This window comes from Shinella sp. GW821-FHT11G07 (assembly GCF_058808115.1).
In genome coordinates this window covers 650,828-674,685 of record NZ_JBXARJ010000001.1, presented here as the reverse complement: position 1 = coordinate 674,685, position 23,858 = coordinate 650,828, and the positions used below count along the sequence as shown (strand labels likewise).

General features: G+C 63.6%; 18 protein-coding genes. 17 read left to right on the top strand and 1 reads right to left on the bottom strand.

Annotated elements, in window-relative coordinates:
* Nucleotides 1-59 precede the first annotated feature (59 nt).
* The 8 genes from AC1RT2_RS03005 to AC1RT2_RS02970 all read left to right on the top strand — a co-directional run bounded on the left by AC1RT2_RS03005 (nucleotide 60) and on the right by AC1RT2_RS02970 (nucleotide 10,877).
* The gene (locus tag AC1RT2_RS03005) at nucleotides 60-404 is read left to right on the top strand and encodes a hypothetical protein (RefSeq protein WP_069062537.1); all 345 of its coding nucleotides are present in this window, start codon (nucleotides 60-62) and stop codon (nucleotides 402-404) included.
* A 31-nt stretch (nucleotides 405-435) separates the two neighbouring features.
* On the top strand, nucleotides 436-1,914 hold the full coding sequence (locus AC1RT2_RS03000; RefSeq protein WP_493099334.1) for an SLC13 family permease: 1,479 nt from the start codon (nucleotides 436-438) through the stop codon (nucleotides 1,912-1,914).
* Nucleotides 1,915-2,063: 149 nt separating this feature from the next.
* Nucleotides 2,064-3,239, top strand: coding sequence for a glycerate kinase family protein (locus tag AC1RT2_RS02995; protein ID WP_493099332.1), 1,176 nt, complete (start codon nucleotides 2,064-2,066; stop codon nucleotides 3,237-3,239).
* Nucleotides 3,240-3,422: 183 nt separating this feature from the next.
* Complete coding sequence (locus tag AC1RT2_RS02990; RefSeq protein WP_493099571.1) at nucleotides 3,423-4,697, top strand: efflux RND transporter periplasmic adaptor subunit; 1,275 nt, start codon at nucleotides 3,423-3,425, stop codon at nucleotides 4,695-4,697.
* 10 nt (nucleotides 4,698-4,707) lie between these two features.
* Nucleotides 4,708-6,651, top strand: coding sequence for a MacB family efflux pump subunit (locus AC1RT2_RS02985; protein ID WP_493099330.1), 1,944 nt, complete (start codon nucleotides 4,708-4,710; stop codon nucleotides 6,649-6,651).
* 67 nt (nucleotides 6,652-6,718) lie between these two features.
* A complete protein-coding gene (locus tag AC1RT2_RS02980) occupies nucleotides 6,719-8,590 on the top strand; it encodes a sigma-54-dependent Fis family transcriptional regulator (RefSeq protein WP_493099328.1) in 1,872 nt (623 codons plus the stop codon).
* 151 nt (nucleotides 8,591-8,741) lie between these two features.
* Nucleotides 8,742-10,541: an NAD(P)/FAD-dependent oxidoreductase gene (locus AC1RT2_RS02975; protein ID WP_493099326.1), complete on the top strand. Its 1,800-nt coding sequence runs from the start codon at nucleotides 8,742-8,744 to the stop codon at nucleotides 10,539-10,541.
* A gap of 102 nt (nucleotides 10,542-10,643) precedes the next feature.
* A complete protein-coding gene (locus tag AC1RT2_RS02970) occupies nucleotides 10,644-10,877 on the top strand; it encodes a DUF2171 domain-containing protein (protein ID WP_069062544.1) in 234 nt (77 codons plus the stop codon).
* Between the two features lie 57 nt (nucleotides 10,878-10,934).
* On the opposite strand, the gene AC1RT2_RS02965 is transcribed toward AC1RT2_RS02970, so the two are convergent.
* Complete coding sequence (locus AC1RT2_RS02965; RefSeq protein WP_069062545.1) at nucleotides 10,935-11,693, bottom strand: DeoR/GlpR family DNA-binding transcription regulator; 759 nt, start codon at nucleotides 11,691-11,693, stop codon at nucleotides 10,935-10,937.
* A 221-nt stretch (nucleotides 11,694-11,914) separates the two neighbouring features.
* On the opposite strand from AC1RT2_RS02965, the gene AC1RT2_RS02960 reads away from it, so the two are divergent.
* The 9 genes from AC1RT2_RS02960 to AC1RT2_RS02920 all read left to right on the top strand — a co-directional run bounded on the left by AC1RT2_RS02960 (nucleotide 11,915) and on the right by AC1RT2_RS02920 (nucleotide 23,810).
* Nucleotides 11,915-12,826, top strand: coding sequence for a phosphotransferase (locus AC1RT2_RS02960; protein ID WP_493099324.1), 912 nt, complete (start codon nucleotides 11,915-11,917; stop codon nucleotides 12,824-12,826).
* Nucleotides 12,823-15,264, top strand: coding sequence for a GcvT family protein (locus AC1RT2_RS02955; protein ID WP_493099322.1), 2,442 nt, complete (start codon nucleotides 12,823-12,825; stop codon nucleotides 15,262-15,264). The genes AC1RT2_RS02960 and AC1RT2_RS02955 overlap by 4 nt, the downstream gene beginning before the upstream one ends.
* A 335-nt stretch (nucleotides 15,265-15,599) precedes the next feature.
* Entirely contained in the window at nucleotides 15,600-16,628 is a 1,029-nt protein-coding gene (locus AC1RT2_RS02950; protein WP_069062548.1) for a substrate-binding domain-containing protein, read from the top strand.
* A gap of 66 nt (nucleotides 16,629-16,694) precedes the next feature.
* A complete protein-coding gene (locus AC1RT2_RS02945) occupies nucleotides 16,695-18,221 on the top strand; it encodes a sugar ABC transporter ATP-binding protein (protein ID WP_493099320.1) in 1,527 nt (508 codons plus the stop codon).
* Nucleotides 18,222-18,243: 22 nt separating this feature from the next.
* A complete protein-coding gene (locus AC1RT2_RS02940; RefSeq protein WP_069062550.1) occupies nucleotides 18,244-19,233 on the top strand; it encodes an ABC transporter permease in 990 nt (329 codons plus the stop codon).
* Nucleotide 19,234: 1 nt separating this feature from the next.
* The gene (locus tag AC1RT2_RS02935; protein ID WP_493099318.1) at nucleotides 19,235-20,242 is read left to right on the top strand and encodes a sugar-binding transcriptional regulator; all 1,008 of its coding nucleotides are present in this window, start codon (nucleotides 19,235-19,237) and stop codon (nucleotides 20,240-20,242) included.
* The gene (locus AC1RT2_RS02930; protein ID WP_493099316.1) at nucleotides 20,239-21,234 is read left to right on the top strand and encodes an aldo/keto reductase; all 996 of its coding nucleotides are present in this window, start codon (nucleotides 20,239-20,241) and stop codon (nucleotides 21,232-21,234) included. Before AC1RT2_RS02935 ends, AC1RT2_RS02930 begins: the two co-directional genes overlap by 4 nt.
* Before the next feature lie 12 nt (nucleotides 21,235-21,246).
* On the top strand, nucleotides 21,247-22,995 hold the full coding sequence (locus AC1RT2_RS02925; protein ID WP_493099314.1) for a glycerol-3-phosphate dehydrogenase/oxidase: 1,749 nt from the start codon (nucleotides 21,247-21,249) through the stop codon (nucleotides 22,993-22,995).
* A complete protein-coding gene (locus AC1RT2_RS02920; RefSeq protein ID WP_493099312.1) occupies nucleotides 22,968-23,810 on the top strand; it encodes a class I fructose-bisphosphate aldolase in 843 nt (280 codons plus the stop codon). Before AC1RT2_RS02925 ends, AC1RT2_RS02920 begins: the two co-directional genes overlap by 28 nt.
* Nucleotides 23,811-23,858: the final 48 nt, after the last annotated feature.

The window sequence follows — 23,858 nt, the reverse complement described above, 5'->3', positions numbered from 1 at the left end:
CCTCTCGCGGCCGTTTCTCCCTTGCAGCCAACGAGGCTGTCTTTCAAAGGAGAAACGCCATGAAGAAGGTCATCGCCATCCTGAGTGCATTCCTGGTGGTCGGTGCCGCCGCACCGACGCCTGCCGTCGCCGACGATCCGGTTTTTCGTTTTCTCAAGAAGATGACGCACAGCAGCAAGAGCCAGGCGCGCTACAAACGTGACCGGGACGACGACCGTCGTGGCGGCTGGAGTTCCAACCGCAACTCCAATTCGTCATCGAATTCCTCGCGGAATTCCAGCTCGAATTCGAACTCGAACCGCAGTTCGAATTCGTCGAGCAACTCCAATTCGAACAGTTCGTCCAACTCCTCGAGCAATTCGAGCTCGAACTCGTCCTCCAACTCCTCCTCGGACGACGACTGAGACCCCGGCAGAAAACTGAAAGGAGGGCATCGTGACCCTTTACGCAATTGCCCCTCCCGAGCCCCGCGCCGACCGGCGCGGGGTACCGTCCGCCGCGGCCGTGCCAACCATGCCGCTTGCCCGTGTCCGGCAGATCGTCGCGATGATCGTCCTCGCCTTCAGCGCCATGCTGATCTTTCTGGCGATCGATGGCCTCACCATGCCGATGCGGCTCACACTCGCGGTCTTCGTCGCGGCGATCACCGCCTGGACCATTCTGGAATTGCCGGATACGCCCGTAGCGCTTGCCGGTGCGGCGATCCTGCCGGTCGTCGGCGCCATTGACGAGGACGTGCTTTACCGCTCGCTCGGCAACGAGATCGTCTGGCTGATGCTGGCGGCGTTCGTCGTGGCGGCTGTACTGCGGCAGGTCGGCGTGGTCGAGCAGGTCATCGGCCGTCTGCTCGACCGTATCAACACCGTGCAGAGCCTGTTCTGGGCACTCACGCTCCTGATTTTCGCCACCGCCTTCATCATCCCTTCCACCTCCGCGCGCGCGGCCATCTTGGCGCCGATCTATCTCGGCCTTTCGGCAGCAATCGCCAATGCGCGGGTAAACCGGGCATTGGCGCTGCTCTTCCCGTCGATCATTCTGTTGTCTGCCGGTGCCTCGCTTATCGGCGCCGGCGCCCATCTCGTCGCTGCCGACATGATGGAGCGCGTGCGGGGCGAGGGGCCAGGCTTTCTGGCCTGGATAGCGCTTGCCGGCCCGTTTTCGCTGCTTTGCTGCCTGTTCGCTTGCGGCGTCCTCCTGCATGCCTTCCTGACGCGCGAGGAACGGACACTCGTGCTCGCGCAACGCCAGCAAGACGGAGGCCCAGTACCGGTCACACGGCAGCAATGGACGGTGCTTGCTGTTGCCGGCGTGATGATCCTGCTCTTCGCGACCCAGCCGCTCCACGGTATCGGCATGGCGTTGACAGCCATTGCCGCCGCTCTCGTGCTGGCGACCGAGCGGGTTTCCGGCCTTTCGCTCAAGACAGCGCTGAAAGGTGTCGAATGGAACCTTTTGCTCTTTCTCGCCGGCACCCTCGTCATCGGCGAAGCGCTGCTTGAAACCGGCACGGCGAAGGTGCTGGCTGACCGCCTGGTCGGGCTGCTGGGGCAAGGTGTGGCCGCTTGGCCCGTGGTCGTCATCGGTTTTGCCGCCGTCGTGGCAACGCTCTCCCATCTCGTCATCACATCCCGCACGGCGCGGGCGACGGTGCTCATCCCGGCCTTTGCCTTGCCGTTGGCGGGTCTCGGGGTCGATCCGCTCAATCTCGTGATGGTGGTGACCTTGGCGAGCGGCTTCTGCCAGACGCTGATGGTCTCCGCCAAGCCGGTCGCCCTGTTCGGCGCCATGGATCCTCCACCCTTTGGGCAGAGCGATCTGCTTCGGCTCGCCAGCTTCCTGATCGTGCCGTTCATCGCGTTGCTTCTCATCTTCGCCACGCTCGTCTGGCCCCAGCAAGGCCTGCCTCTGCGCTGAAGCGCCAGAGAACGAGACAAAAAGGTCGCCAGTGGCGGCCTTTTTTTTTATTGAGCCGGCTAAGTTTTTTTCGCCGTTGGTGGAATAGAAATCGAAGCGCGTCGTTCCTCTCCTGTCACAGCATTGTCACAATAGAAAAGGAACGATCCATGTCTTTCACGGTTCTTGTCGCCCCCTCCGGTTTCAAGGAAAGCCTCTCGGCGGACGAAGCCGCCGATTGCATCGAAAAGGGCGTACTCCGGGCGTTCCCCGAGGCCATTGTGCTGAAGGCACCGATGGCCGATGGCGGGGAGGGCTTCACCAAGGCCCTCGTCAAGGCAACAGGCGGCACGCTTCGTCACCTGACGGTAACCGGTCCCGTCAACGATCCGGTCGAGGCGCATTTCGGTTTTCTCGGCGGATGCAGCGAGCCGACGGCGGTCATCGAGATGGCGGCTGCTGCCGGGCTCAGCCTTGTTCCCCGCGACCGCCGCAATCCCTGCCTGACGACGAGCTACGGCGTCGGCGAACTCGTGCGCGCTGCGCTTGACCGCGGTGCCCGCCGCATCCTGCTTGGCTGCGGCGACAGCGGTATCAACGATGGTGGCGCCGGCATGGCCGAGGCGCTGGGTATCCGGCTTCTCGACAACGAAGGCGATCTTCTGCCGCGTGGTGGTGCAGCGCTCGCCGATCTCGCCGCGATCGATCTGTCCGGCCGCGATCCGCGCCTGGACACTGTCCGTATCGATGCCGCCGTCAACTGGCACAATGTGCTGCTCGGCGCGCGCGGTGTTGCCCGGGTTTTCGGCCCCCAGAAGGGTGCCGCACCCGAGCAGGTGGAGGTACTCGCTGCCGCGATGGAAACCTACGCCGCAAGCATCCGGCACACGACGGGCATCGAGGTGGGCACGGCACCCGGTTCGGGGGCGTCGGGCGGGCTTGGCGCTGCCGTTCTCGGTCTGCTCGGCGGCAAGCTGCATCCCCGCTACGATATCGTCATGCAATATCTGGAGCTTGACCGCTTCATTGCCGTGGCGGACCTCGTCATCACCGCGGAAGGGAGCCTCGACGGCCAGACACCATTCGGCAAGGTACCGGCAGAGGTGGCGCAGCGTGCAAAGCGTGCGGGCGTCCCCGTCATTGCGCTGGCCGGCACGATCGGAAAGGGTGTGCGGCTGAATTTCGAGCAGGGTATCGATGCCTTCGCCTCCATTCTGACGCGGCCTTGCTCGCTGGAGGACGCGATTTCATCCGCGCCGAAGCTGCTCGCGCACGCAGCGGAGGACGCCGCCCGCATGGTCATGGTCGGCATGAGCCTGCGAAACCGGGTGGAAAAAGCGGCGTGAGGCAGACGACCTTCCGCCGCCCTCGCGGAGGGGCGGCGCGGTCATCAGGCGCCTCCTGCCAGCGTCCCAATGAGGAAACATTACGAAAATATAATGATCCCAAGGGCTTCAACTTCGGGATAGGCGGTGTCACATGTCTATCAAAGGGACGGCAGAGGCATGACCTCGATCCGTGGAACGCTGATGACCAAGACCGCACGACCGAAGAAAGATGATACGCCCGGCGAAGAGGGTGGCCACGCCAATGTGACCTTCATGCCGGGCGCGACCCCGCCCGTCCGGCGCAAGCGACGGTCGCGCGCCTGGATCTGGCTTCCTGTGATCGCACTCATCGCCGGTGCCGGCTATTATGGCTGGCGCGCCTACGCGCCGGCCGAGACGACGACGGCGATCATCACGCAGCCCGTCGTGCGCGGCGACATCGAAAACGCGGTGACGGCGGTCGGCACGCTGGAGGCCGTGAAGTCGGTCGATGCCGGTGCGCAGGTTTCCGGCCAGCTCAAGGCGATGCATGTCGAGATCGGTGATGCGGTCACGAAGGACCAGCTGATTGCCGAGATCGACCCGGCAACAATCGAGAACCGTATCGAGATCAACCGTGCGGAACTGGCCAATCTCCAGGCACAGCTCGAATCCAAGAAAGCACAGCTCGTCTTCAAGCAGGCAAACATCGCCCGCCAGCGTAATCTGGTCGCCGGCAATGCCGCCGCCCAACAGGCGCTCGACCAGGCTGTCGCCGACCTCGCCGCCGCCGAGGCGGATGTCAACGCGACCGAGGCCCAGATCCGCAAGCAGCAGGCGACGCTCGCCGGCGACGAGGTCGATCTCGGCTATACCAAGATCTATGCGCCCATGGCCGGCACCATCGTCGCCAATCCGGTGAAGGAAGGCCAGACGCTGAACGCCAGCCAGACGGCGCCGACCATCGTCACGATCGGCGACCTCTCGACCATGACGGTGCGCGCCGAAGTCTCGGAAGCGGATGTCGGCCGCCTCAAGGTGGGCATGGAGGCCTATTTCACACTGCTCGGCCAGCCGGGAAAACGCTTCACCGGCACGCTCCGGCAGGTCGAACCGTCGCCGACGGTCGAAAACAACGTCGTGCTCTACAATGCGCTGTTCGACGTGCCGAATGCGGATGGCGAACTGATGATATCGATGAGCGCGCAGGTGTTCTTCGTGCAGGCTGCCGCGCGCGACGTGTTGGTCGTGCCGAGCGGGGCCGTGACGATGAAGCGCGGCGACGGCAAGCCCCGGGCGCAGGTGACGGTCGTCACGGCGTCCGGCGGCAACGACGTGCGCGACGTCGAAACCGGCATTCGCAACCGTGTGAGCGTCGAAGTGAAAAGCGGCCTTGCAGAAGGCGACCGGGTCATCGTTGGCTCCGGTTCTGCCGATGGCGGTGCCGCGAGCAATCGGGGTTCGCGGCGCAACATGCGCATGCCACCGATGTTCTGAGGAGGTTGCCATGACGGCGCTCATATCGCTCAAGGACGTCACGAAGACCTATTTCAACGACGGTTTCGCCGTGGAGGTGCTGCACGGCGTCTCTCTCGACATCGAGGCGGGGGAATTCGTCGCGATCATCGGCCAGTCCGGCTCCGGCAAGTCGACGCTGATGAACATTCTCGGCTGTCTCGACCAGCCGACCACCGGCACCTATCTGATCGATGGCGAGCCGGTTTCCGATTTCGAGACCGACGATCTGGCGGCCCTGCGCCGCCGCACCTTCGGCTTCGTGTTCCAGAGCTACAACCTCATCCCGACGGCCAGTGCCCGCGAAAATGTCGAGGTGCCGGCGATCTATGCCGGTATTTCGGCGCGCGACCGGCAGGAGCGGGCGGACATGCTGCTTTCCTCGCTGAAGCTCGGCGACCGGCTCGACCACCGGCCGAACCAGCTTTCCGGCGGCCAGCAGCAGCGCGTCTCGATCGCCCGCGCGCTGATGAACGGCGGCCGCGTCATCCTTGCCGACGAACCGACCGGCGCGCTTGACAGCCAGAGCGGCGAAGAGGTGATGGCCCTGCTGCACAGGATGCACCAGGATGGCCATACGATCATCCTCATCACCCATTCGCGTGAGGTGGCGGAAGCCGCTGACCGGCTGATCGAGATCCGCGACGGCCGCATCACCTCCGACCGCGCCCGCAAGCCACGCCCGTCCCCGGTTGCGGCAGCCGGCCTGCAAAAGGCCGTCAAGGAAGGTTCTGCCGCGATCGCCGATGTTTCCGAAGCGGTCAAGATGGCGATCCGGGCCTTGCACGCCAACCTGTTCCGCACCGTGCTGACCCTTCTCGGCATCGTCATCGGCGTCGGCTCGGTGGTCGCCATGCTGGCGATCGGCACGGGTGCGCAGAATTCCGTGCTCGACCGCATCTCCTCGATGGGGTCCGACCTGCTGCTTGTGCGGCCGAGCATGGCGAATTTCCGCGGCGCCAGCGGCGGCATCCCGGTGACGCTCATTCCCGCGGATGCCGATGCCATCCTCGATGTGCCGAATGTTACCTTCGCCGTGCCGGAAATGACGAGTACCGTGACGCTGCGCCACGGCAATATCGACTACCAGACGACGGCGAACGGCACGGTGCCGCAGTTTCCGCGCGCCAAGAGCTGGACGGTTGCCTCGGGTGAATTCATCAATGCAGACGACATGGACACCTATGCGCCGGTCGCCGTGCTAGGCCAGACGGTGGCCAAGACGCTGTTTCCGGACGGCGGCAATCCGCTCGGCCAATATGTGCTGGTCAACAAGATCCCCTTCCAGGTGATCGGCGTGATGAGCGAGATGGGGGCGAGCGCCGGCGGCAACGACCAGGACGACGTGATCCTCGTGCCGCTCTCGACCGGCAGCATGCGGCTCTTCGGCCAGCGCAACGTGCGCACCATCACCGTGCAGGTCGAGGACGCCTCGGCGATCGACCTGACGCAGGAAGCCATTCAGACCTTGCTCAACGAGCGCCACAAGGCCGAGGACACGCAGATCACCAACATGTCCTCCGTGCGCGAGGCTTTCACCGAAACCTCGAACACGATGAAGCTCTTCCTCGGTTCGGTCGCCGCCATCTCGCTTCTCGTCGGCGGCATCGGGGTGATGAACATCATGCTGGTGAGCGTGCGCGAGCGAACGCGCGAGATCGGCGTGCGCATGGCGACGGGCGCGCGCCAGCGGGACATCCTGCTGCAATTCCTCATCGAGGCGCTCGTCGTCTCGGCGATCGGTGGCGCCATCGGCGTCGTGCTAGGCTTGTCCGTCGGTGGGCTTGCGCAGGTCTTCGGTCTGCCGGTGAGCTTTACGGTCGGCCCCGTAGCACTCGCCTTCGCCTGCTCGTTCCTCACCGGCCTCGTCTTCGGTTACCTGCCCGCCCGCAACGCCTCGCGGCTTCAACCGGCCGTCGCGCTCGGCGCTGATTGAATGGGCTGATTGAGTGGATTGTCGCAGATCGCCTCCTGTGCCACCATAGGTGCGGGAGGATATCTGGATGGTGTCGACATTGTCGCACATACGGGAGATCGAACGCGTCGGCATGGGCGCGGTCAGCCCGCGCGATGCGCCCGTCGTCCAGTCCTGGCTGCGCTGTCTCAACGACTACAAGCTTGATCCGACGATCGCACAGGAAGCCTATATCGTTCCGGAACTGAAGCTGCGCGAGCACCGCGAGCAGGCGGAAGAACTCATCCGCATCGGCCGCTCCGGCCTCGAAACGCTGTTCAACCAGATTGCCGAGCAGAATTACGTGCTTCTCCTGTCGGATGCCCGTGGCGTCACCGTCGACTTCATGGGCGACCCAACCTTCGATAACCAGTTGCGCCGGGCGGGACTCTATCTTGGTTCTGAATGGTCGGAAAACCGGGCAGGCACCTGCGCCGTCGGCGCCTGCCTCGTTTCCGGTGAACCGGTGATCATCCACCAGGACGATCATTTCGACACCAGCCATATCGGGCTGACCTGCACCGCAGCGCCCATCTTCGATACGCTGGGCGGCCTCACCGCCGTGCTCGATATTTCCCAGCTCCGCTCGCCGACGGCCAAGGCCAGCCAGCAGCTCGCGCTGCATCTCGTCGCCTCCACGACGCGGCGTATCGAGCTTGCCAATCTCATGACCCGCACCCGCAACGACTGGGTGCTGCGCCTTGCCCGCTCACCGGAATTCCTTGATGTCGATCCGGATGCCGCCATCGCGCTCGATGGCAGCGGCCGCATCACCGGCATGACCCATGGCGGGTTTGGTGCGCTCGCCCGCGCGATGGATCTCGGCGGGCTTTCGACGCGCGACGTTCTCGGCCAGCCGATTTCGCAGGTTTTCGATATCGACGTCGACGACCTGCCACGCTTCATGCGCGGCCGGCCGAATGGCGAAAGACTACTTCGGGCGCGCAACGGCCTGGTGCTCTTTGCCAGTGCCATCGCGCCCGCCGTCAACCTGCGTTCGACCGTACCATCGGAGCCGCGCCTGCCGCGGGCGCTGCGCGACCTCAGCCGCGGCGATGCGGCGATGGAAAGAATGCAGGCCCGTGCGGCGAAACTGGCAGTGCGCAGTATCCCGATCCTCATCCAGGGGGAAACGGGCAGCGGCAAGGAATATCTGGCGCGGGCGATCCATGATGGTTGTGGCGGCGACGGCAATTTCGTCGCCGTCAATTGCGCGGCGATCCCGGAACACCTCATCGAATCCGAACTCTTCGGCTACACGCCCGGCGCCTTCACAGGCGCCAGCCAGAAAGGCAAACGTGGCCTGATCGAGGAAGCGAACGGCGGCACGCTGTTCCTCGACGAGATCGGCGACATGCCGCTTGCCCTGCAAAGCCGGCTGCTGCGCGTTCTCTCGGAAAATGAAGTGCAGCCGGTCGGTGCGCTGAAGGCGCGGCCGGTCCGCCTGCGGGTGCTCTCGGCATCCCACTGCGATCTGGCGGAACTGGTGAAGGAGGGGCGCTTCCGGCAGGACCTTTATTACCGCCTGAACGCCGCGACACTCGCTTTGCCCCCCTTGCGCGAGCGGGAGGATCTCGGCTGGCTGATCGACCAGCTTCTCAGCCGCATCGAAAAGGACGACGGCGCGACCTACCGGATCGACAAGGCGGCGCGGGCAGCCCTTCTCGCTCATGGCTGGCCGGGCAATCTGCGCGAGCTTTCCAACGCGCTCCGTGTGGCCGCCGCCCTGTCGGAGGGCGGCGTCATCGATCCTGATTGCCTGCCGGATCATCTTTTCGCCGCGCCGGCCGCCACCGCCGCCGGAGATGACGATGCCTTGCGCCGGGCGCTCGACGACTGCGACAACAACATTTCAGCGCTTGCCCGAAAGCTCGGCGTCAACCGCTCGACGATCCATCGCCGCCTGAAGCGCCTCAACTGATGCAGCCGCTGCAACACCTGTTGCACGTCACGTGTTGCATTCCGCCGCTTCGCAGCCTGTGCTTTCCTTTAACCTGCTCATAAATCAGTGGAAACGGAATTTGGCACGCCGCTTGCTGCTCTCTGTGCGGGAGATAGCAGGAGGAGAAACCATGCTCGACAAAACCCCAACCACCCGCGTCCAGGCGCTTCTCGACACATTCGGCGCAGCGCTTGAAGCCGGCCGTATCGATGACGCCGTCAATCTGTTCGCCGAGGAATGCTACTGGCGCGACCTCGTCGCCTTCACCTGGAACCTCAAGACCGTCGAGGGCCGTGACCAGGTCCGTGACATGCTGCAAGCCCAGCTTGCCACGGCAAAACCCTCGAACTGGCGCGTGGCGTCCGGCGAGGAGGCGACCGAAAGTGACGGCGTGCTGGAAAGCTGGATCTCGTTCGAGACGGCGACCGGGCGCGGCTATGGGCTGGTACGCTTCAAGAACGGCCTCATCTGGACGCTGCTGACGGCGCTTGGGGAACTCAAGGGCCACGAGGAAAAGACCGGCTTCACCCGCCCGCTCGGCGCCCGGCATGGCCAGAACATCGGCGCCAAGACCTGGAAGGAAGAGCGCGAGGACGAAGAGCGTACGCTCGGCTACGAGAAGCAGCCCTATACCGTCATCATCGGTGGCGGGCAGGGCGGCATTGCGCTCGGTGCGCGGCTGCGCCAGCTTGGCGTGCCGACGATCATTCTCGAAAAGAACGACCGGCCGGGCGATAGCTGGCGCAAGCGCTACAAGTCGCTCTGCCTGCACGATCCCGTCTGGTACGATCACCTGCCCTACATCGATTTTCCGAAGAACTGGCCGGTCTTCGCACCGAAAGACAAGATCGGCGACTGGCTGGAATTCTACACCAAGGTCATGGAGCTGAATTACTGGACCCGCTCGACTGCCAAATCGGCGAAATGGAACGAGGCGGCGAAGGAGTGGACGATCGTCGTCGATCGCGACGGCGAGGAGGTCGTGCTCCGGCCAAAACAACTGGTCTTCGCGACCGGCATGTCCGGCAAGGCGAACATTCCGGACTTCAACGGTCGCGCCAGCTTCGAGGGGGAACAGCATCACTCGTCCCAGCATCCGGGGCCGGATGGCTACAAGGGCAAAAAGGTGGTGGTCGTTGGCTCGAACAACTCGGCCCACGACATCTGCGCGGCCCTTCACGAAGCGGGCGTCGATGTCACCATGATCCAGCGCTCGACCACCCATATCGTACGGTCCGACACGCTGATGGATATCGGCCTCGGCTCGCTCTACTCCGAACAGGCATTGGCGAACGGCATGACGACGGCCAAAGCCGACCTCATCTTCGCCTCGCTTCCATACCGTATCATGCACACGTTCCAGATTCCGCTCTACGACAAGATGCGCGAGCGCGACGCGGATTTCTATGCGGCGCTGGAAAAGGCCGGCTTCCAGCTTGACTGGGGCGCGGATGGGTCGGGCCTCTTCATGAAGTACCTCCGTCGCGGGTCCGGCTACTATATCGATATCGGCGCCTCGCAGCTCATCATCGACGGCAAGGTCAAGCTTGCCGCGGGACAGGTCGAGGAGATCACGAAGAACGCCATAAAGCTCTCGAACGGGGCGGAAATCCCGGCAGACGTCATCGTTTATGCGACAGGCTATGGCTCGATGAACGGCTGGGTCGCCGATCTCATCGATCAGCAAACCGCCGACACGGTCGGCAAGGTCTGGGGCCTGGGCTCCGATACGCCCAAGGATCCGGGGCCGTGGGAGGGCGAGCAGCGCAACATGTGGAAGCCGACGCAGCAGGAAGCGTTGTGGTTCCACGGCGGCAACCTGCACCAGTCCCGCCACTATTCGCAGTATCTTTCGCTGCAACTGAAGGCGCGCATGGAGGGGCTTCCGACACCGGTCTATGGCCTGCAGGCCGTCCATCACCGGAGGTAGCCCCAGGGCCATCTGTGGGCTGCGGCAATGGATCAGAAAGGAACCGCGGGCCGACCGCCTGCGTTTCCTCTTTGCAAACCATTACCGAAAAGGAGAACATCCATGGTCGCTGCAAACGAAATTCGCGAACATATGGAAGTCCGTGCCGCCGATGGCCGCCATGTCGGCACTGTCGACCACATGGAAGGTGACAGCCGCATCAAGCTTACTCGGAAAGACTCCGAGGATGGGCAGCATCATCTCATCCCGCTCGACTGGGTCGACCATGTCGACGCCCATGTCCATCTCAACAAGGATGCGGATGAAGTTCGTCGCCAGTGGTCGGCAATGAACTGATATTCCTCTCCATGCAAACGGCTCGGCGGACCTCGCCGGGCCGTTTTTCGCCTGGCGTCATGCAAGCGTTACAGTGACCCCGGCCGTCTTCAGTGCCGCCGAAACGTCGCGCGGAGGCGCCTTGTCGGTGAAGAGGTCCGTGAGCGTGCTGAAGTCGCAAACCCGTACGAGGCCTTGCCGTCCGAATTTCGTATGGTCGGTGACGACGATCGCACGACGGCCTTGTGCGACGACGGCACGGGCGAACTCCGCTTCCTCCAGATCATAGTCCATAATCCCGATCGCGGCATCGATCGCCCCTGTCGAGATGACGGCGTGGCCCACCGTGAAGTGGCTGATGAACTCGATGGCCGATATGCCGAAGGCAGCACCATTGTCGCTGCGCAGCTCGCCGCCCGCCATATAGACGCGGTTGTCGTTGACCGTCGACAGCGTGCGCGCGATGTCGGAGGAATTGGTGACGACCGTCAGGCGGCGGTGGCCGAGAAGCTCGCGGGCGAGATAGCTTGTCGTCGTGCCCGTATCGAGCATGATCGAATCGCCGTCGCGAATGGTCGCAGCCAGCGCAACCGCAATCGCCTTCTTGGCCTCGCTGTTCTCCCGCATGCGCTTTTCGAAAGGCGCCTCGCCGACGATGGAGGGCAGGGCCACGGCACCATGCATCTTCACGACGGTGCCGTTCGTCGTCAGCGGCTTGATGTCGCGCCGCACGGTTTCCAGCGAAACGTCGAGCCTTTGCGCGAGGTCTGCGATCGTCACGGTGCCGTCCTGCTGGAGGAGCCGGAGAATGTCGTTGTGGCGTTTGGAGTGATTCATGATCTTCGGGCCCGCAATGCGTTCTTCCACTTCATAATCCTTCGCGAGCCGACTGGCAAGAAAGCTTCAAAAACGGTCACAAAGGCAGAAAAAGCCACATTTGAGGATTGACAGCCGCTTTCCTCCCGCATGACATTGACGGTGCGCGTCGTCGAGAGAAAACAACCGGGGAACGGCGTGCGAGGGCGGCTCCACTTTATGGGGAGCGCGGGAGGAAATGAATGGATGGGCATGCCGAGCTCAGCCGCACGGTCGAAGATCGCATCCGGGCCATGCCGTGCTGGAGTGGCCACATCGAGATTGCGCCCCTGAAGGGCGGCATCAGCAATGAAAGCTATCTTGTCCGTGACGGCGTGGGGCGTCATGTCGTGCGCTTCGGCAGGGACTATCCGTTCCATCACGTCTTCCGCGATCGCGAACTGATGACCGCACGGGCAGCGCATGCGGCGGGCTTCGGGCCGGCGGTGCACTATGCCGAACCCGGCGTCATGGTCTCCGCCTATCTCGGCGCAAAAACCTTTGGCGCGGCAGACGTCGTTGCTGAGCGGCGGCGGGTGGCGGAGGTGCTGCGTCGTTTCCACACAGAAATGCCCGCGGAAATCAGCGGCGCGGCCTTCCTGTTCTGGCCCTTCCATGTCGTGCGCGACTACGCCCGCACCCTAAAGGCCGGCAACAGCCGCATGACGCGGCATCTGCCCGGCTATCTCGCCCTTGCCGACGAACTGGAGGCCGCGCAGGCACCGCTGCCGATCGTCTTCGGCCACAACGATCTCCTGCCGGCTAATATTCTCGATGACGGCGAACGGCTTTGGCTGATCGACTTCGAATATGCCGGCTTTTCGACCGCGATGTTCGATCTGGCTGGGGCCACGTCGAATGCTGGTCTTTCGCCCGAGCAAGCGGACGACTTTCTCGCGGCCTATTTCGGCGGCGCGCCCGACGCTGCGCTCCTCCACTCCCACGCTGCCATGCAATGCGCCTCCCTGTTGCGCGAGGCGATGTGGAGCATGGTTTCCGAACTGCACCTCACTGCACCCGGCGCCGACTATGTCGGCTACACGAGCGAAAATCTCGACCGTCTCGACCAGGCGCTCGACCATTACAGATCCACATACGGGAAACGAATCAAATGACCCTGCCATCCCATGCCGAGATCGTTGTCATCGGCGGCGGCATCATCGGCTGCTCGACGGCCTATCACCTCACGCGTGATCACAAGGCGAATGTGGTCCTCCTCGAGCAGGGCACGCTTACCTCCGGCTCGACCTGGCATGCGGCAGGCCTTGTCGGCCAGCTGCGCTCCTCGGCCTCGATCACCCGGGTGCTCAAATATTCCGTCGATCTCTACAAGGGTCTGGAGGCGGAAACGGGCCTTGCCACCGGCTGGAAGATGACCGGCTGCCTGCGCCTTGCCACCAACCAGAACCGCTGGACCGAATTCCGTCGCCTCGCCACGACCGCCAAGAGTTTCGGCATGGACATGCACCTGCTGACGCCGCAGGAGGTGAAGGCCATGTGGCCCTTGATGGAGGTCGGCGATCTCGTCGGCGCGAGCTGGCTGCCGACGGACGGGCAGGCGAGCCCCTCCGACATCACCCATTCGCTCGCCAGGGGCGCGCGCATGCACGGTGCGAAGATCGTCGAGAACGTGCGTGTCACGGGCTTCGAGATGAGGGATGGCCGCATCACGCACGTGCGCACCACGCTCGGCGATATTGCCTGCGACAAGGTCGTCAACTGCGCCGGTCAGTGGGCACGGCAGGTGGGCGCCATAGCGGGCATCAACGTGCCGCTCCAGCCGGTCAAGCATCAGTATATCATCACCGAAAAGGTCCCCGGCCTTTCGACCGACGCCCCGACCATCCGCGATCCCGACCGCCGCACCTACTTCAAGGAGGAAGTCGGCGGGCTTGTCATGGGGGGCTATGAGCCAAACCCGCAACCCTGGACGACCGGCGACGTGCCGGAAGACTGGGCCTATCGGCTGTTCGATGACGACTTCGACCATTTCGAGCAGCATATGGCAGAGGCGATTGCCCGCGTGCCGGCGCTGGAAACGGTAGGCGTGAAACAGATGATCAACGGGCCGGAGAGCTTTACGCCGGACGGCAACTTCATTCTCGGCGTCGCGCCGGAGTGCAAGAACATGTTCGTCGGCGCAGGCTTCAATGCGTTCGGCATCGCGTCGGGCGGTGGGGCCGGCTGGGTGCTGGCGCAATGGGTGGTCGATGGCGAAGCGCCGCTCGACCTCTGGGTCGTCGATATCCGCCGCTTCGCCGGCATGCACCGGGATCGCCAATGGGTGCTCGACCGCACGCTGGAGGCTTACGGCAAACACTACACGATCGGCTTCCCGCATGAGGAATACGAAAGCGGCCGCCCGCATGTCGTCTCGCCGCTTTATGAGCGCCTGAAGGCACATGGTGCGGTCTTCGGCTCGAAACTCGGCTGGGAGCGCCCGAACTGGTTCGCGCCTGACGGCATGGAGCCGAAGGACGTCTATTCGATGGGCCGGCAGAACTGGTTCTCCAACGTCGGCGAGGAACATCGCCATGTGCGCGAAGCCGTCGGCATCTTCGACCAGTCGTCCTTCGCCAAGTATGAAATGACGGGGCCGGACGCGTTGAAGGCGCTCGACTGGATCTGCGCCAACGATGTCGGCAAGCCAGCCGGTCGGCTCACCTATACCCAGCTTCTCAACAGCCGCGGCGGCATCGAGGCGGACCTGACGGTCGCGCGACTGTCCGAGGACAAATTCTACATCGTCACGGGCACCGGTTTCCGCACGCATGATCTCGGCTGGATCGAAGATCACATCCCGGCGGGCCACGACGTGACGCTTCGCGACGTGACGGAAGAGTTCGGCACGCTCTCACTGATGGGACCCAAGGCACGCGCCGTGCTTTCGGCGGTGACCGACGCAGATGTGTCCAATGCCGGCTTCCCGTTCGGTCATGTGCGGGAGATTTCGATTGCAGGACACGCGGTTCGGGCGCTGCGCGTTACCTATGTCGGCGAACTCGGCTGGGAGCTGCATGTGCCGATCGGCGCCATCGGAAGCGTCTTCGACACGCTGATGGCGGCGGGTGCTGCCTCCAACATCCGCCCTGTCGGCTACCGGGCGCTGGAATCGTTGCGCCTTGAAAAGGGCTATCGCGCTTGGGGTTCGGACATCACGCCGAACGACACGCCCTTCGACGCCGACCTCGGCTGGGCGGTGAAGCTGCGCAAGGACACCGACTTCCTCGGCCGCCGAGCGCTGGAAACGGCGCAGGGCGAACTGCGCAAAAAAGCATTCGCCGGCTTCACGGTCGACGACCCGAATGTCGTGCTCGTCGGACGCGAGACGATTCTCCGGAACGGCGCGCCCGTCGGTTATCTCACCAGCGGTGGTTACGGCTACACGCTCGGCAAGAATGTCGGCTACGGCTATGTGCGCCGCGCCGAGGGTGTGGACGACGCTTTTCTCGCAGGGGGCACCTACGAGCTGGTCGTCGCTATGGAGCGCACGCCGGCAAAAATCCACCTCGACCCACTGTACGATCCGACGGCCGCTCGGGTGAAAGCCTGAGCTGAGGGTGTCGACGGCGGCTGCGGTATCGGGCTGCCGCTTCCCGCAAACGATATCGACGGGATGGAGCAGACAGGCGGCTATGCGCACCGTCTGTCTGCTCCATCCCTCTTGCGGTTTGGCGCGCCGTGAAAGATATTTCAGCCAGCGGACTTGATTTCATCCGATGCCCATGAAATATATTTCGGATCGTGAATTATATTGACAGGCAATCTCCTTTGCGGTTACCTGCCCATACCGGACTTCGAGGAGGAAGTTCGGGTTCAACGCGATCAGCGGCGTCGTTTCGACGCCCTCGGGCTTTTTGGGAGGGGCTTCGGCCTCGAGGAGGACTTTTGCGCACTTTTCTGACGACGACCGCGATGGCGGTCCTTGCAACAACGCTTTTTGCCGGTTCCGCCGCCGCCGAGACGGAAAACCCGTTCCGCTGCAAGCCGGGCGAAAAATACGTCATGAACGTCATGGTGTCGGGCGTCGAATACTGGTTCCCGGTCTATGAAATGTTCAAGCAGGCCGGCCAGCAGCTCGGCTGCGAGACGGAATATACCGGCACGCCGGAATATGACGTCAACAAGCAGATCGCCACCTTCGACCAGGCGCTCGCCCAGAACCCCGCCGGCATTCTCGTGCATCCGATGAACTCCGACCCGTTCATCGAGCCGATCAACCGCGCCATCGACCAGGGCACGGCGGTCGTGACCTTTGCGGCTGACTCTCCGCTCTCCAAGCGTATTTCCTTCATCACCTCGGACAACACCCGCGAAGGCACCTATGCCGCCGACGCGATCGCCGAGAAGCTGGGCGGTAAGGGCGAATATGCGGTTCTGGAAAATCCGGGCCAGGACAACCACGACAAGCGCATCACGGCCTTCGTCGCCCGCATGGAAGAAAAGTGGCCGGACATGAAGCTCGTCGGTCGCGCCGCCTCCAACCAGGATCCGACGAAGGCCTACCAGGGCCTGTCGAGCCTCATCCAGGCCAATCCGAACCTCGGCGCTGTCTTCATGCCGGAAGCCAACTCCGCCATCGGCGCGGCACAGGCCAACAAGGAAGCGGGCGGCAAGGTCCTCGTCATGTGCGCGGACGTCAACGCCAACATCCTCGACATGATCAAGGCTGGCGAAGTGTTCGGCTCGATCAACCCGAACCAGGGCATGCAGGGCTACATGGGCTTCATGCTGCTGTGGCTCGCCAAGCATCCCGAGCTGATCGACCCGATGAACGACGCCAAGCGCTCCGGCTTCAACCCGATGAGCATCCCCTTCGTCGACAACGGTCTTTCCATCGTGACGGCCGAAAATGCCGACGACTTCTACTGGGACAAGTACCTGAAGCGTCGCGGCACCAAGGGCATCGAGGAGTAATCTCCCAAGAGAACGCCATCCGCGCCTTGCGGCGCGGATGGTCTCGGGAGGAGAGGGAGGAAGACGATGGCCGAGCCGGTGCTCACCATTCATGGCGTGACCAAGCATTTCGGGGCAGTGAAGGCGTTGACGGATGTCGACTTCACGCTCGAACGCGGCGAGGTCCATGCGCTTTGCGGCGAAAACGGCGCTGGCAAGTCGACGCTGATGAACATCATTGCCGGCGTGCTGCAGCCAACCGAAGGCGAGATCCGCGTTGACGGCAAGGCCGTGCGCATCGCTTCGCCCGCCGCCGCCCAGTCGCTTGGCATCGGCCTTGTGCATCAGGAAATCGCGCTCTGCCCGGATGCGACGGTGGCCGAAAACATGTTCATGGCAGCGACCAACCGCCGCCGGACACCCTTCATGAATTATCGCGCGCTGGAACGCGACGCGCAGGCCGTGATGAACCGGCTTGCCGCCATCGACGTCCGCCGCAAGGTCGCAGACCTGCCGATTTCCAGCCAGCAGCTCGTCGAGATCGCCAAGGCGCTGACGCTCGACTGCCGCGTGCTCATTCTGGACGAACCGACCGCAGCACTCACCGAAACCGAGGCGCAGCAGCTGTTCTCGATCATTCGTGACCTCAAGGCGAACGGCATATCGATCATTTATATCAGCCATCGCATGGCCGAGATTTTCAGCCTGTGCGACCGGGTCACGGTGTTCCGCGATGGCCGCTATGTCTGCACCGAGCGTATCGCCGATGTGACGCCGGACGACGTGGTGCGCCGCATGGTCGGCCGTGAGATCACGCAGCTCTATCCGGACAAACTCGGTGCGGACGAGGCGTCCGGCGCCACGATCCTTGAGGTAGACCGCATCGGCGACGATGTGCGTTTCCAGGATGTCAGCTTCAAGCTGCGCAAGGGCGAAATCCTTGGTATCGGCGGCCTCATCGGCTCCGGCCGCACGGAAATCGCCGAGGGCATCTGCGGGCTGCGGCCACACACCTCAGGCACGGTGCACCTGCATGGCGATACGCAGAAGATCAAATCCTATTCGGATGCCGTGAAGGCGGGCATCGTCTACCTGTCCGAGGACCGCAAGGGCTCCGGCGTCTTTCTCGAACTGTCCATCGCACAAAACATCTCCGTGCTGGACCTGAAGGCGCTGACCAATCCAGCCGGCCTGCTGAAACGCCGGGCGGAGACCGCGCTGGCCGAGGATTTTGCGAAGCGGCTCGGGGTGCGCATGAGCGGCGTCGATGCGCCGGTCAAATCGCTCTCCGGCGGCAACCAGCAGAAAGTGGCGATCGCCAAGCAGCTGGCGGTCACGCCGAAGGTCATCCTGATGGATGAACCGACGCGCGGCATCGATGTCGGCGCGAAGACAGAAATTCACCGCCTGCTGCGCGATCTTGCGCGCTCGGGCATCGGCATCATCGTCATATCCTCGGAAATGCCGGAGCTGCTCGGGCTCTGCGACCGCGTGCTTGTGGTGCGTGAAGGACGCATTGCGGGCGAACTCGGGGCGAACGAGATGACGGAAGAGGCCGTGATCCGCCTTGCATCAGGCATGGGTACGGCAAAGGCGGCAAACCATGCCGCGTGAGAAGAAACTGGGAGAGACGGGAATGGCAATCGACACGATGACGGCCGGAGCGCCGAAGACATCGTCTTTCAAACGCCTCGGCACGATGCGCGAAGCCGGGCTGATCGCGATCATCCTCGCACTCTGCGTGATCATGAGCTTCGCCTCGCCGCACTTCCTGACGCTCGGCAATTTCCGCGCCATGCTGATGAGTTTCTCCGTCGAAGGCATCGTCGTTGTCGGTATGACAATCCTGTTGATCGTCGGTGGCATCGACCTTGCGGTCGGCTCCGTCGTCTGCTTCGCGATGGTGCTCTCGGGCTCGCTGTTCCTCGCAGGCCTCGACCCATGGACGGCCTCGCTGATCGGCATTTTGGCCAGCAGCGCCATTGGCGGCGCCATGGGCTTCTTCGTGACTGTCGTCGGCCTCAACCACTTCATCACGTCTCTGGCAGCCATGGTGATCGTGCGCGGCCTCTGCCTCATCATCACCAAGGGCACGCCGCTCTCGCTCTTCACGCTGCCGGCCGGCTTCAAGGCAGTGGGGCAGGGCACGTTCTACGGTGTGCCCTATGTCATCCTGATCTTCGTCGCCGTCGTCGTCCTATTCGATTTCCTGCTGCGCCGGGCGACCGCCTTCCGCAAGGTCTTCTACACCGGCAGCAACGAGAAGGCCGCGCTCTATTCCGGCATCAAGACCAACCAAGTGAAGTTCTGGGTGACGGTACTGTGCTCGACGCTCGCCGGTGTCGCAGGGGTCATCTACATGTCCCGCTTCGGGGCCGCGACCCCCACCTTCGGCGCCGGCATGGAGCTGAACATCATCGCTGCGGCCGTCATCGGCGGGGCCTCGCTCAACGGCGGCTCGGGCACCATTCTCGGCGCCATCCTCGGCATCGCGCTACTCTCGGTCGTCACCTCGTCGCTGATCCTGCTCAATGTCTCGGTCTACTGGCAGGACATGATCAAGGGCTGCATCCTGCTCGCCGCCGTCTCCATCGACCATTTCATGCACAAGCGGAAGGCCGCCTGACATGCCGATCGCCAAGCTGAAACCCAAGACCACGGCGCCGCGCGAGGAGATCGTCATCGCCCGCCAGATGCACCAGGCGCTCGTGCTGCACTTCCTCGAAGGCCTGACGCAGGCGCAGATTGCCGACCAGCTCGGTCTCTCGCACGCCACCGTCAACCGCCTCATCAAGCGCGGCCGCCAGCTTGGCCTCGTCGAGATCAAGATCAAGTCGCCGATGGAACCGTTGGTCGATCTGGAGGAGCGGCTTCTGGCGCTCGGCGGCATCAGCCGCGCCGTCGTGGTGCCGACGGTCTCCGACAATCCGCAGACCGCGTTGCAAGCGGTCGGCGAAGCGGCAGCCCGGCTGCTGCTCGAAGAGATCGCCGATGGCGACACGATCTGCATCACCGGCGGCAAGGGCGTCAGCGCCGTCGTGGCCGGCCTGCAGGCCGCGCGCCGCTTCGATGTCGAGGTCATCCCGGCAACGGGCTGCGTGCAGGGCAAACACTATACGGACGTGAACCATGTCTCGACGCTGATGGCCGACCGGCTTGGCGGGCGCTCCTACCAGATCCACGCACCGCTTTTCGCCGACGACGCCGCGCAGCGCGCGATGCTGATGAACATGCGCTCCGTCGCCGATGTGTTTCAGCGCGGCCGCGAGGCGAAGGTGGCGGTGGTCGGCATCGGCTCGATCCTGAGCACGGACTCGACCTATTACGACCTCCACCCCTCCTCAAGCGAAGACCGCAGCGCGATCGAGCATTCCGGTGCGAGCGCCGAACTCCTCGCCCACCTGCTGGATGGCGAGGGCCGGGTTTGCGACTACAGTCTCAATCGCTCGCTGGTTTCGCTGACGCTCGAGGAGTTTGCCTCGATCCCGACGAAAATCGGCGTTGCGAGCGGCCTCAACAAGGCGGGCTCCATTCTCAGCGTGCTGCGCGGCAACCACCTCGATACGCTCGTCACCGACGAGGCGACGGGTGCTCGTATTCTCGACATTGCATCCCAGGAAGGATTTTCCGCATGAGCGGCGAACAATTGATCCGTGACATCGGACGCTCCGGCGTCAAGGCCTCCGCCGTCGGCCTCGGCACCTGGGCGATCGGTGGCTGGATGTGGGGCGGCACGGACGAGGCGGAATCGATTGCCGCCATCCAGGCCTCGCTCGATGCCGGCGTGTCGCTCATCGACACAGCGCCGGCCTATGGCCTCGGCCGGTCGGAAGAAATCGTCGGCAAGGCGCTTGTCGGCCGTCGCGACAAGGCGGTGATCGCAACGAAATGCGGGCTCGTCTGGCATACGCAGAAGGGCAACCACTTCTTCGATCAGGACTGCAAGCCGGTCCACCGTTACCTGGGCCGCGACTCGATCATCCATGAAGTCGAGGAAAGCCTGCGCCGGCTCGGCACGGACTATATCGACCTCTACATCACGCACTGGCAGGACCCGACGACACCCATCGAGGAGACGGTCGCGGCGCTCGAAGAGCTGAAAAAGGCCGGCAAGATCCGCGCGATCGGCGCGAGCAATGTCAACCGCTCGGAACTCGAACAGTATATTGCTACCGGGTCGCTCGATGCGATCCAGGAGCGGTTCAGCATGATCGATCGCGAGATCGAGGCGGACCTGCTGCCGCTCACTCTTGCCAACGGCGTTTCGACGCTGAGCTACTCCTCGCTGGCACTCGGCCTGCTTTCCGGCACGATCGGACCGGATCGGGTCTTCGCTGGCGACGACCAGCGCAAGGATAACCCGCGCTTCTCGGTCGCCAACCGGCAGAAGGCCAAGGATTTTTCCGAGGCGATCCGGCCTGTCGCGGAAGGCCACGGCGCCAGCATCGCACAGGTGGTGATCGCCTGGACGCTGGCGCAGCCGGGTGTGACCTTCGGGCTCTGCGGCGCGCGCAACCCGGCACAGGCGCTCGACAATGCGCGGGCGGGCACGCTCAGGCTTTCGACAGACGATCTCGCGGCGATCAATGCCGCCATATCGGCGCAACTCGTCACCATGGACGGATAACAGGCTGCCATCATGAACCGTGCAGAGACAATGGACGGGCTTCGCCGGAGCCCGAAGGTGGACGTGTGCGTCCTCGGCGGCGGCATCAACGGGCTCAGCGTCTTTCGCGAGTTGGCGTTGCAGGGCGTCAACGTACTCCTCGTCGAGAAGGACGACTATTGCTCCGGCGCCAGTGCCGCTCTCTCGCGCATGGTTCACGGTGGTCTGCGCTATCTGGAGAACGGCGAATTCAGCCTGGTGCAGGAATCGCTCGTCGAGCGCGACCGCTTGCTCCGCAACGCCCCTCATTATGTGGCGCCGCTGCCGACGACGGTGCCGATCTTCGATATCTTCTCAGGCCTCGGTAACGGTATCGTGCGCTTCCTCGGCCTCACCCGCCGCCCCAGCCGCCGCGGCGCCATTGCCATCAAGACGGGTCTCGGCATCTACGATTTCCTGACGCGCAAACGCGCCCTGATGCCAAAACACCAGTTCCGCGGCCGCAAGGCGACGCTGGAAAAGTGGCCGGCGCTCAATCCGGCGATCCGCAACTCCGCGACCTACTACGATGCCTGGGTGAGCCATCCGGAGCGCATCGGCATCGAGCTTCTGCGCGATGGCCTGTCCGCCAGTTCGAATGCCAAGGCCCTGAACTATGCGGCGGTCGAGCAGAGGGGTGCGGGAGAGTTTTTGCTGCGCGATGGCGTATCCGGCGAGACGTTGTCTATCCAGCCAAGGCTGGTCATCAATGCCACCGGCGGCTGGATCGATATCGCGAATGGCGCGCTGTTCCCCGAGGACGCAAGGCCCGCACCGCTGATGGGGGGCACCAAGGGGTCACACCTCATCATCGACAACGCCGCGCTGCGCGACATGCTTGACGGGCACATGATCTATTACGAGAACGAGGACGGACGCATCTGCATCCTGTTCCCCTATCTCGGTAAGGTGCTGGTCGGCTCGACGGATATCCGCGTCGACGATCCCGGTACCGTGCGTTGCGAGTCGGACGAGCGCGACTATATTCTGCAATCACTCGCCTTCGTGTTGCCGGGCGTAACGATCCGGCCGGAAGAAATCGTCTTCCAGTTCGCCGGCGTGCGCCCGCTGCCGGCCAGCAAGGACAGTTTTACCGGCCGCATCCCGCGCGATCATTTCTGTACAGTGCTCGAGGGCCAGAATGGCGGTCCACCCGTGCTTTGCATGATCGGCGGCAAGTGGACGACCTTCCGCTCCTTCGGCGAGATGGCTGCCGATATGGCACTCGAACGGCTCGGTCTGTCGCGTCGCGTCGATACGGCAGAACGCACCATCGGTGGCGGCCGGGCGTTTCCCAACGATCGCAGCGGCTGGGTTCGCGACCTCGCTGCCTCGACGGGGATTTCTGCGAAGCGCGCGGCATTGCTGTTCGAGCGCTACGGCACGGATGCCGGCGATGTCGCGCGCTTCATCGCCGCTGCACCGGATCATTCGCTGCCGCATGAAGGCTACAGCGTCCGGGAGCTTGTCCATCTCATCCGCTCGGAAGCGGTCGAACATTTGGATGACCTGCTCACGCGGCGCACGACGCTTGCCATCGCCGGCGAACTTTCGCTCGCCATGGCTGACGCCGCTCTCGACGTGCTGGCCGCCGAAAAAGGCTGGCCGACACCGCGCAAAATCGAAGAGCGCACCCGTTTTCTAACCCTCATGCGCGAGCGCCACGGCGTCGCCGAGGAAACCCTTTCCGCAAGGAATGAACAAAGGAGTGAACTATGCGAGACTACCGCAAGGTCCGGATGAACCGGCTGTTCGGCAACGGCCGTTGCCTGGACGTGGCGATCGATCACGGCGTGTGCAATGAACCGTCCTTCCTCGACGGGCTGGAAGACGTGCCTGCTGTCGTGAAGGCGCTGGTCGATGCCAGGCCCGATGCGATCCAGATGAACTACGGCCAGGCCGACCTGTTGCAGGACATTCCCGGTAAGGACAAGCCGGCGCTGGTCATGCGCATCGACATGGGCAACCCCTATAACCGCATCCGCCATCGCGACATGTGGGCCGTGCTGCAGAACGATGCGGAGCCGCTGATCGGCGCGTTGCAGATGGATGCCGCCTGCGTGGTGGTCAACCTCTTCATGCTGCCGGACGAGCCCGACCTCTTCCGTCAATGCGTGCAGAACATTTCTCGCGTGCGCGCCGATTGCGAAAAATACGGCATGCCGCTGATGATCGAGCCGCTCGTCATGCAACCCGTTACGGAGCGCGGCGGCTATATGGTCGATGGCGACGCGGAAAAGATCGTCACCCTGACGCGCCTTGCGCGCGAGATGGGCGCCGATATCGTCAAGGCGGATCCGACGACCAATGCGGAAGATTTCCACCGCGTGGTCGAGGCGGCGCGCTGCCCGGTTCTGGTGCGCGGCGGCGGCAAGGAGGATCTCGGTGCCGTCTTCGCCAAATCTGCCGCCTTGATGCGGCAGGGCGCAATGGGCATGGTCTATGGGCGCAACATCTACCAGCATGCCAACCCGAATGCCGTGGTGCGCGGACTGATGGCGATTATCCATGACGATGCGAGCGGCGAGGAAGCCTTCGCGCAGTATCAGCAGGGTTGAGGTGCTGGAGCAGTTCCGGGAAACCGCAAGGCGGTTTTCCTGGAATTG

What these genes read in the sequence shown, in the direction of transcription:
- AC1RT2_RS03005 (WP_069062537.1), top strand. Translation starts at nt 60, where the DNA reads ATGAAGAAGGTCATCGCCATCCTGAGTGCATTCCTGGTGGTCGGTGCC.
- AC1RT2_RS02995 (WP_493099332.1), top strand. Translation starts at nt 2,064, where the DNA reads ATGTCTTTCACGGTTCTTGTCGCCCCCTCCGGTTTCAAGGAAAGCCTC.
- AC1RT2_RS02990 (WP_493099571.1), top strand. Translation starts at nt 3,423, where the DNA reads ATGACCAAGACCGCACGACCGAAGAAAGATGATACGCCCGGCGAAGAG.
- AC1RT2_RS02985 (WP_493099330.1), top strand. Translation starts at nt 4,708, where the DNA reads ATGACGGCGCTCATATCGCTCAAGGACGTCACGAAGACCTATTTCAAC.
- AC1RT2_RS02980 (WP_493099328.1), top strand. Translation starts at nt 6,719, where the DNA reads ATGGTGTCGACATTGTCGCACATACGGGAGATCGAACGCGTCGGCATG.
- AC1RT2_RS02975 (WP_493099326.1), top strand. Translation starts at nt 8,742, where the DNA reads ATGCTCGACAAAACCCCAACCACCCGCGTCCAGGCGCTTCTCGACACA.
- AC1RT2_RS02970 (WP_069062544.1), top strand. Translation starts at nt 10,644, where the DNA reads ATGGTCGCTGCAAACGAAATTCGCGAACATATGGAAGTCCGTGCCGCC.
- AC1RT2_RS02965 (WP_069062545.1), bottom strand. Translation starts at nt 11,693, where the DNA reads ATGAATCACTCCAAACGCCACAACGACATTCTCCGGCTCCTCCAGCAG.
- AC1RT2_RS02960 (WP_493099324.1), top strand. Translation starts at nt 11,915, where the DNA reads ATGGATGGGCATGCCGAGCTCAGCCGCACGGTCGAAGATCGCATCCGG.
- AC1RT2_RS02955 (WP_493099322.1), top strand. Translation starts at nt 12,823, where the DNA reads ATGACCCTGCCATCCCATGCCGAGATCGTTGTCATCGGCGGCGGCATC.
- AC1RT2_RS02945 (WP_493099320.1), top strand. Translation starts at nt 16,695, where the DNA reads ATGGCCGAGCCGGTGCTCACCATTCATGGCGTGACCAAGCATTTCGGG.
- AC1RT2_RS02940 (WP_069062550.1), top strand. Translation starts at nt 18,244, where the DNA reads ATGGCAATCGACACGATGACGGCCGGAGCGCCGAAGACATCGTCTTTC.
- AC1RT2_RS02935 (WP_493099318.1), top strand. Translation starts at nt 19,235, where the DNA reads ATGCCGATCGCCAAGCTGAAACCCAAGACCACGGCGCCGCGCGAGGAG.
- AC1RT2_RS02930 (WP_493099316.1), top strand. Translation starts at nt 20,239, where the DNA reads ATGAGCGGCGAACAATTGATCCGTGACATCGGACGCTCCGGCGTCAAG.
- AC1RT2_RS02925 (WP_493099314.1), top strand. Translation starts at nt 21,247, where the DNA reads ATGAACCGTGCAGAGACAATGGACGGGCTTCGCCGGAGCCCGAAGGTG.
- AC1RT2_RS02920 (WP_493099312.1), top strand. Translation starts at nt 22,968, where the DNA reads ATGCGAGACTACCGCAAGGTCCGGATGAACCGGCTGTTCGGCAACGGC.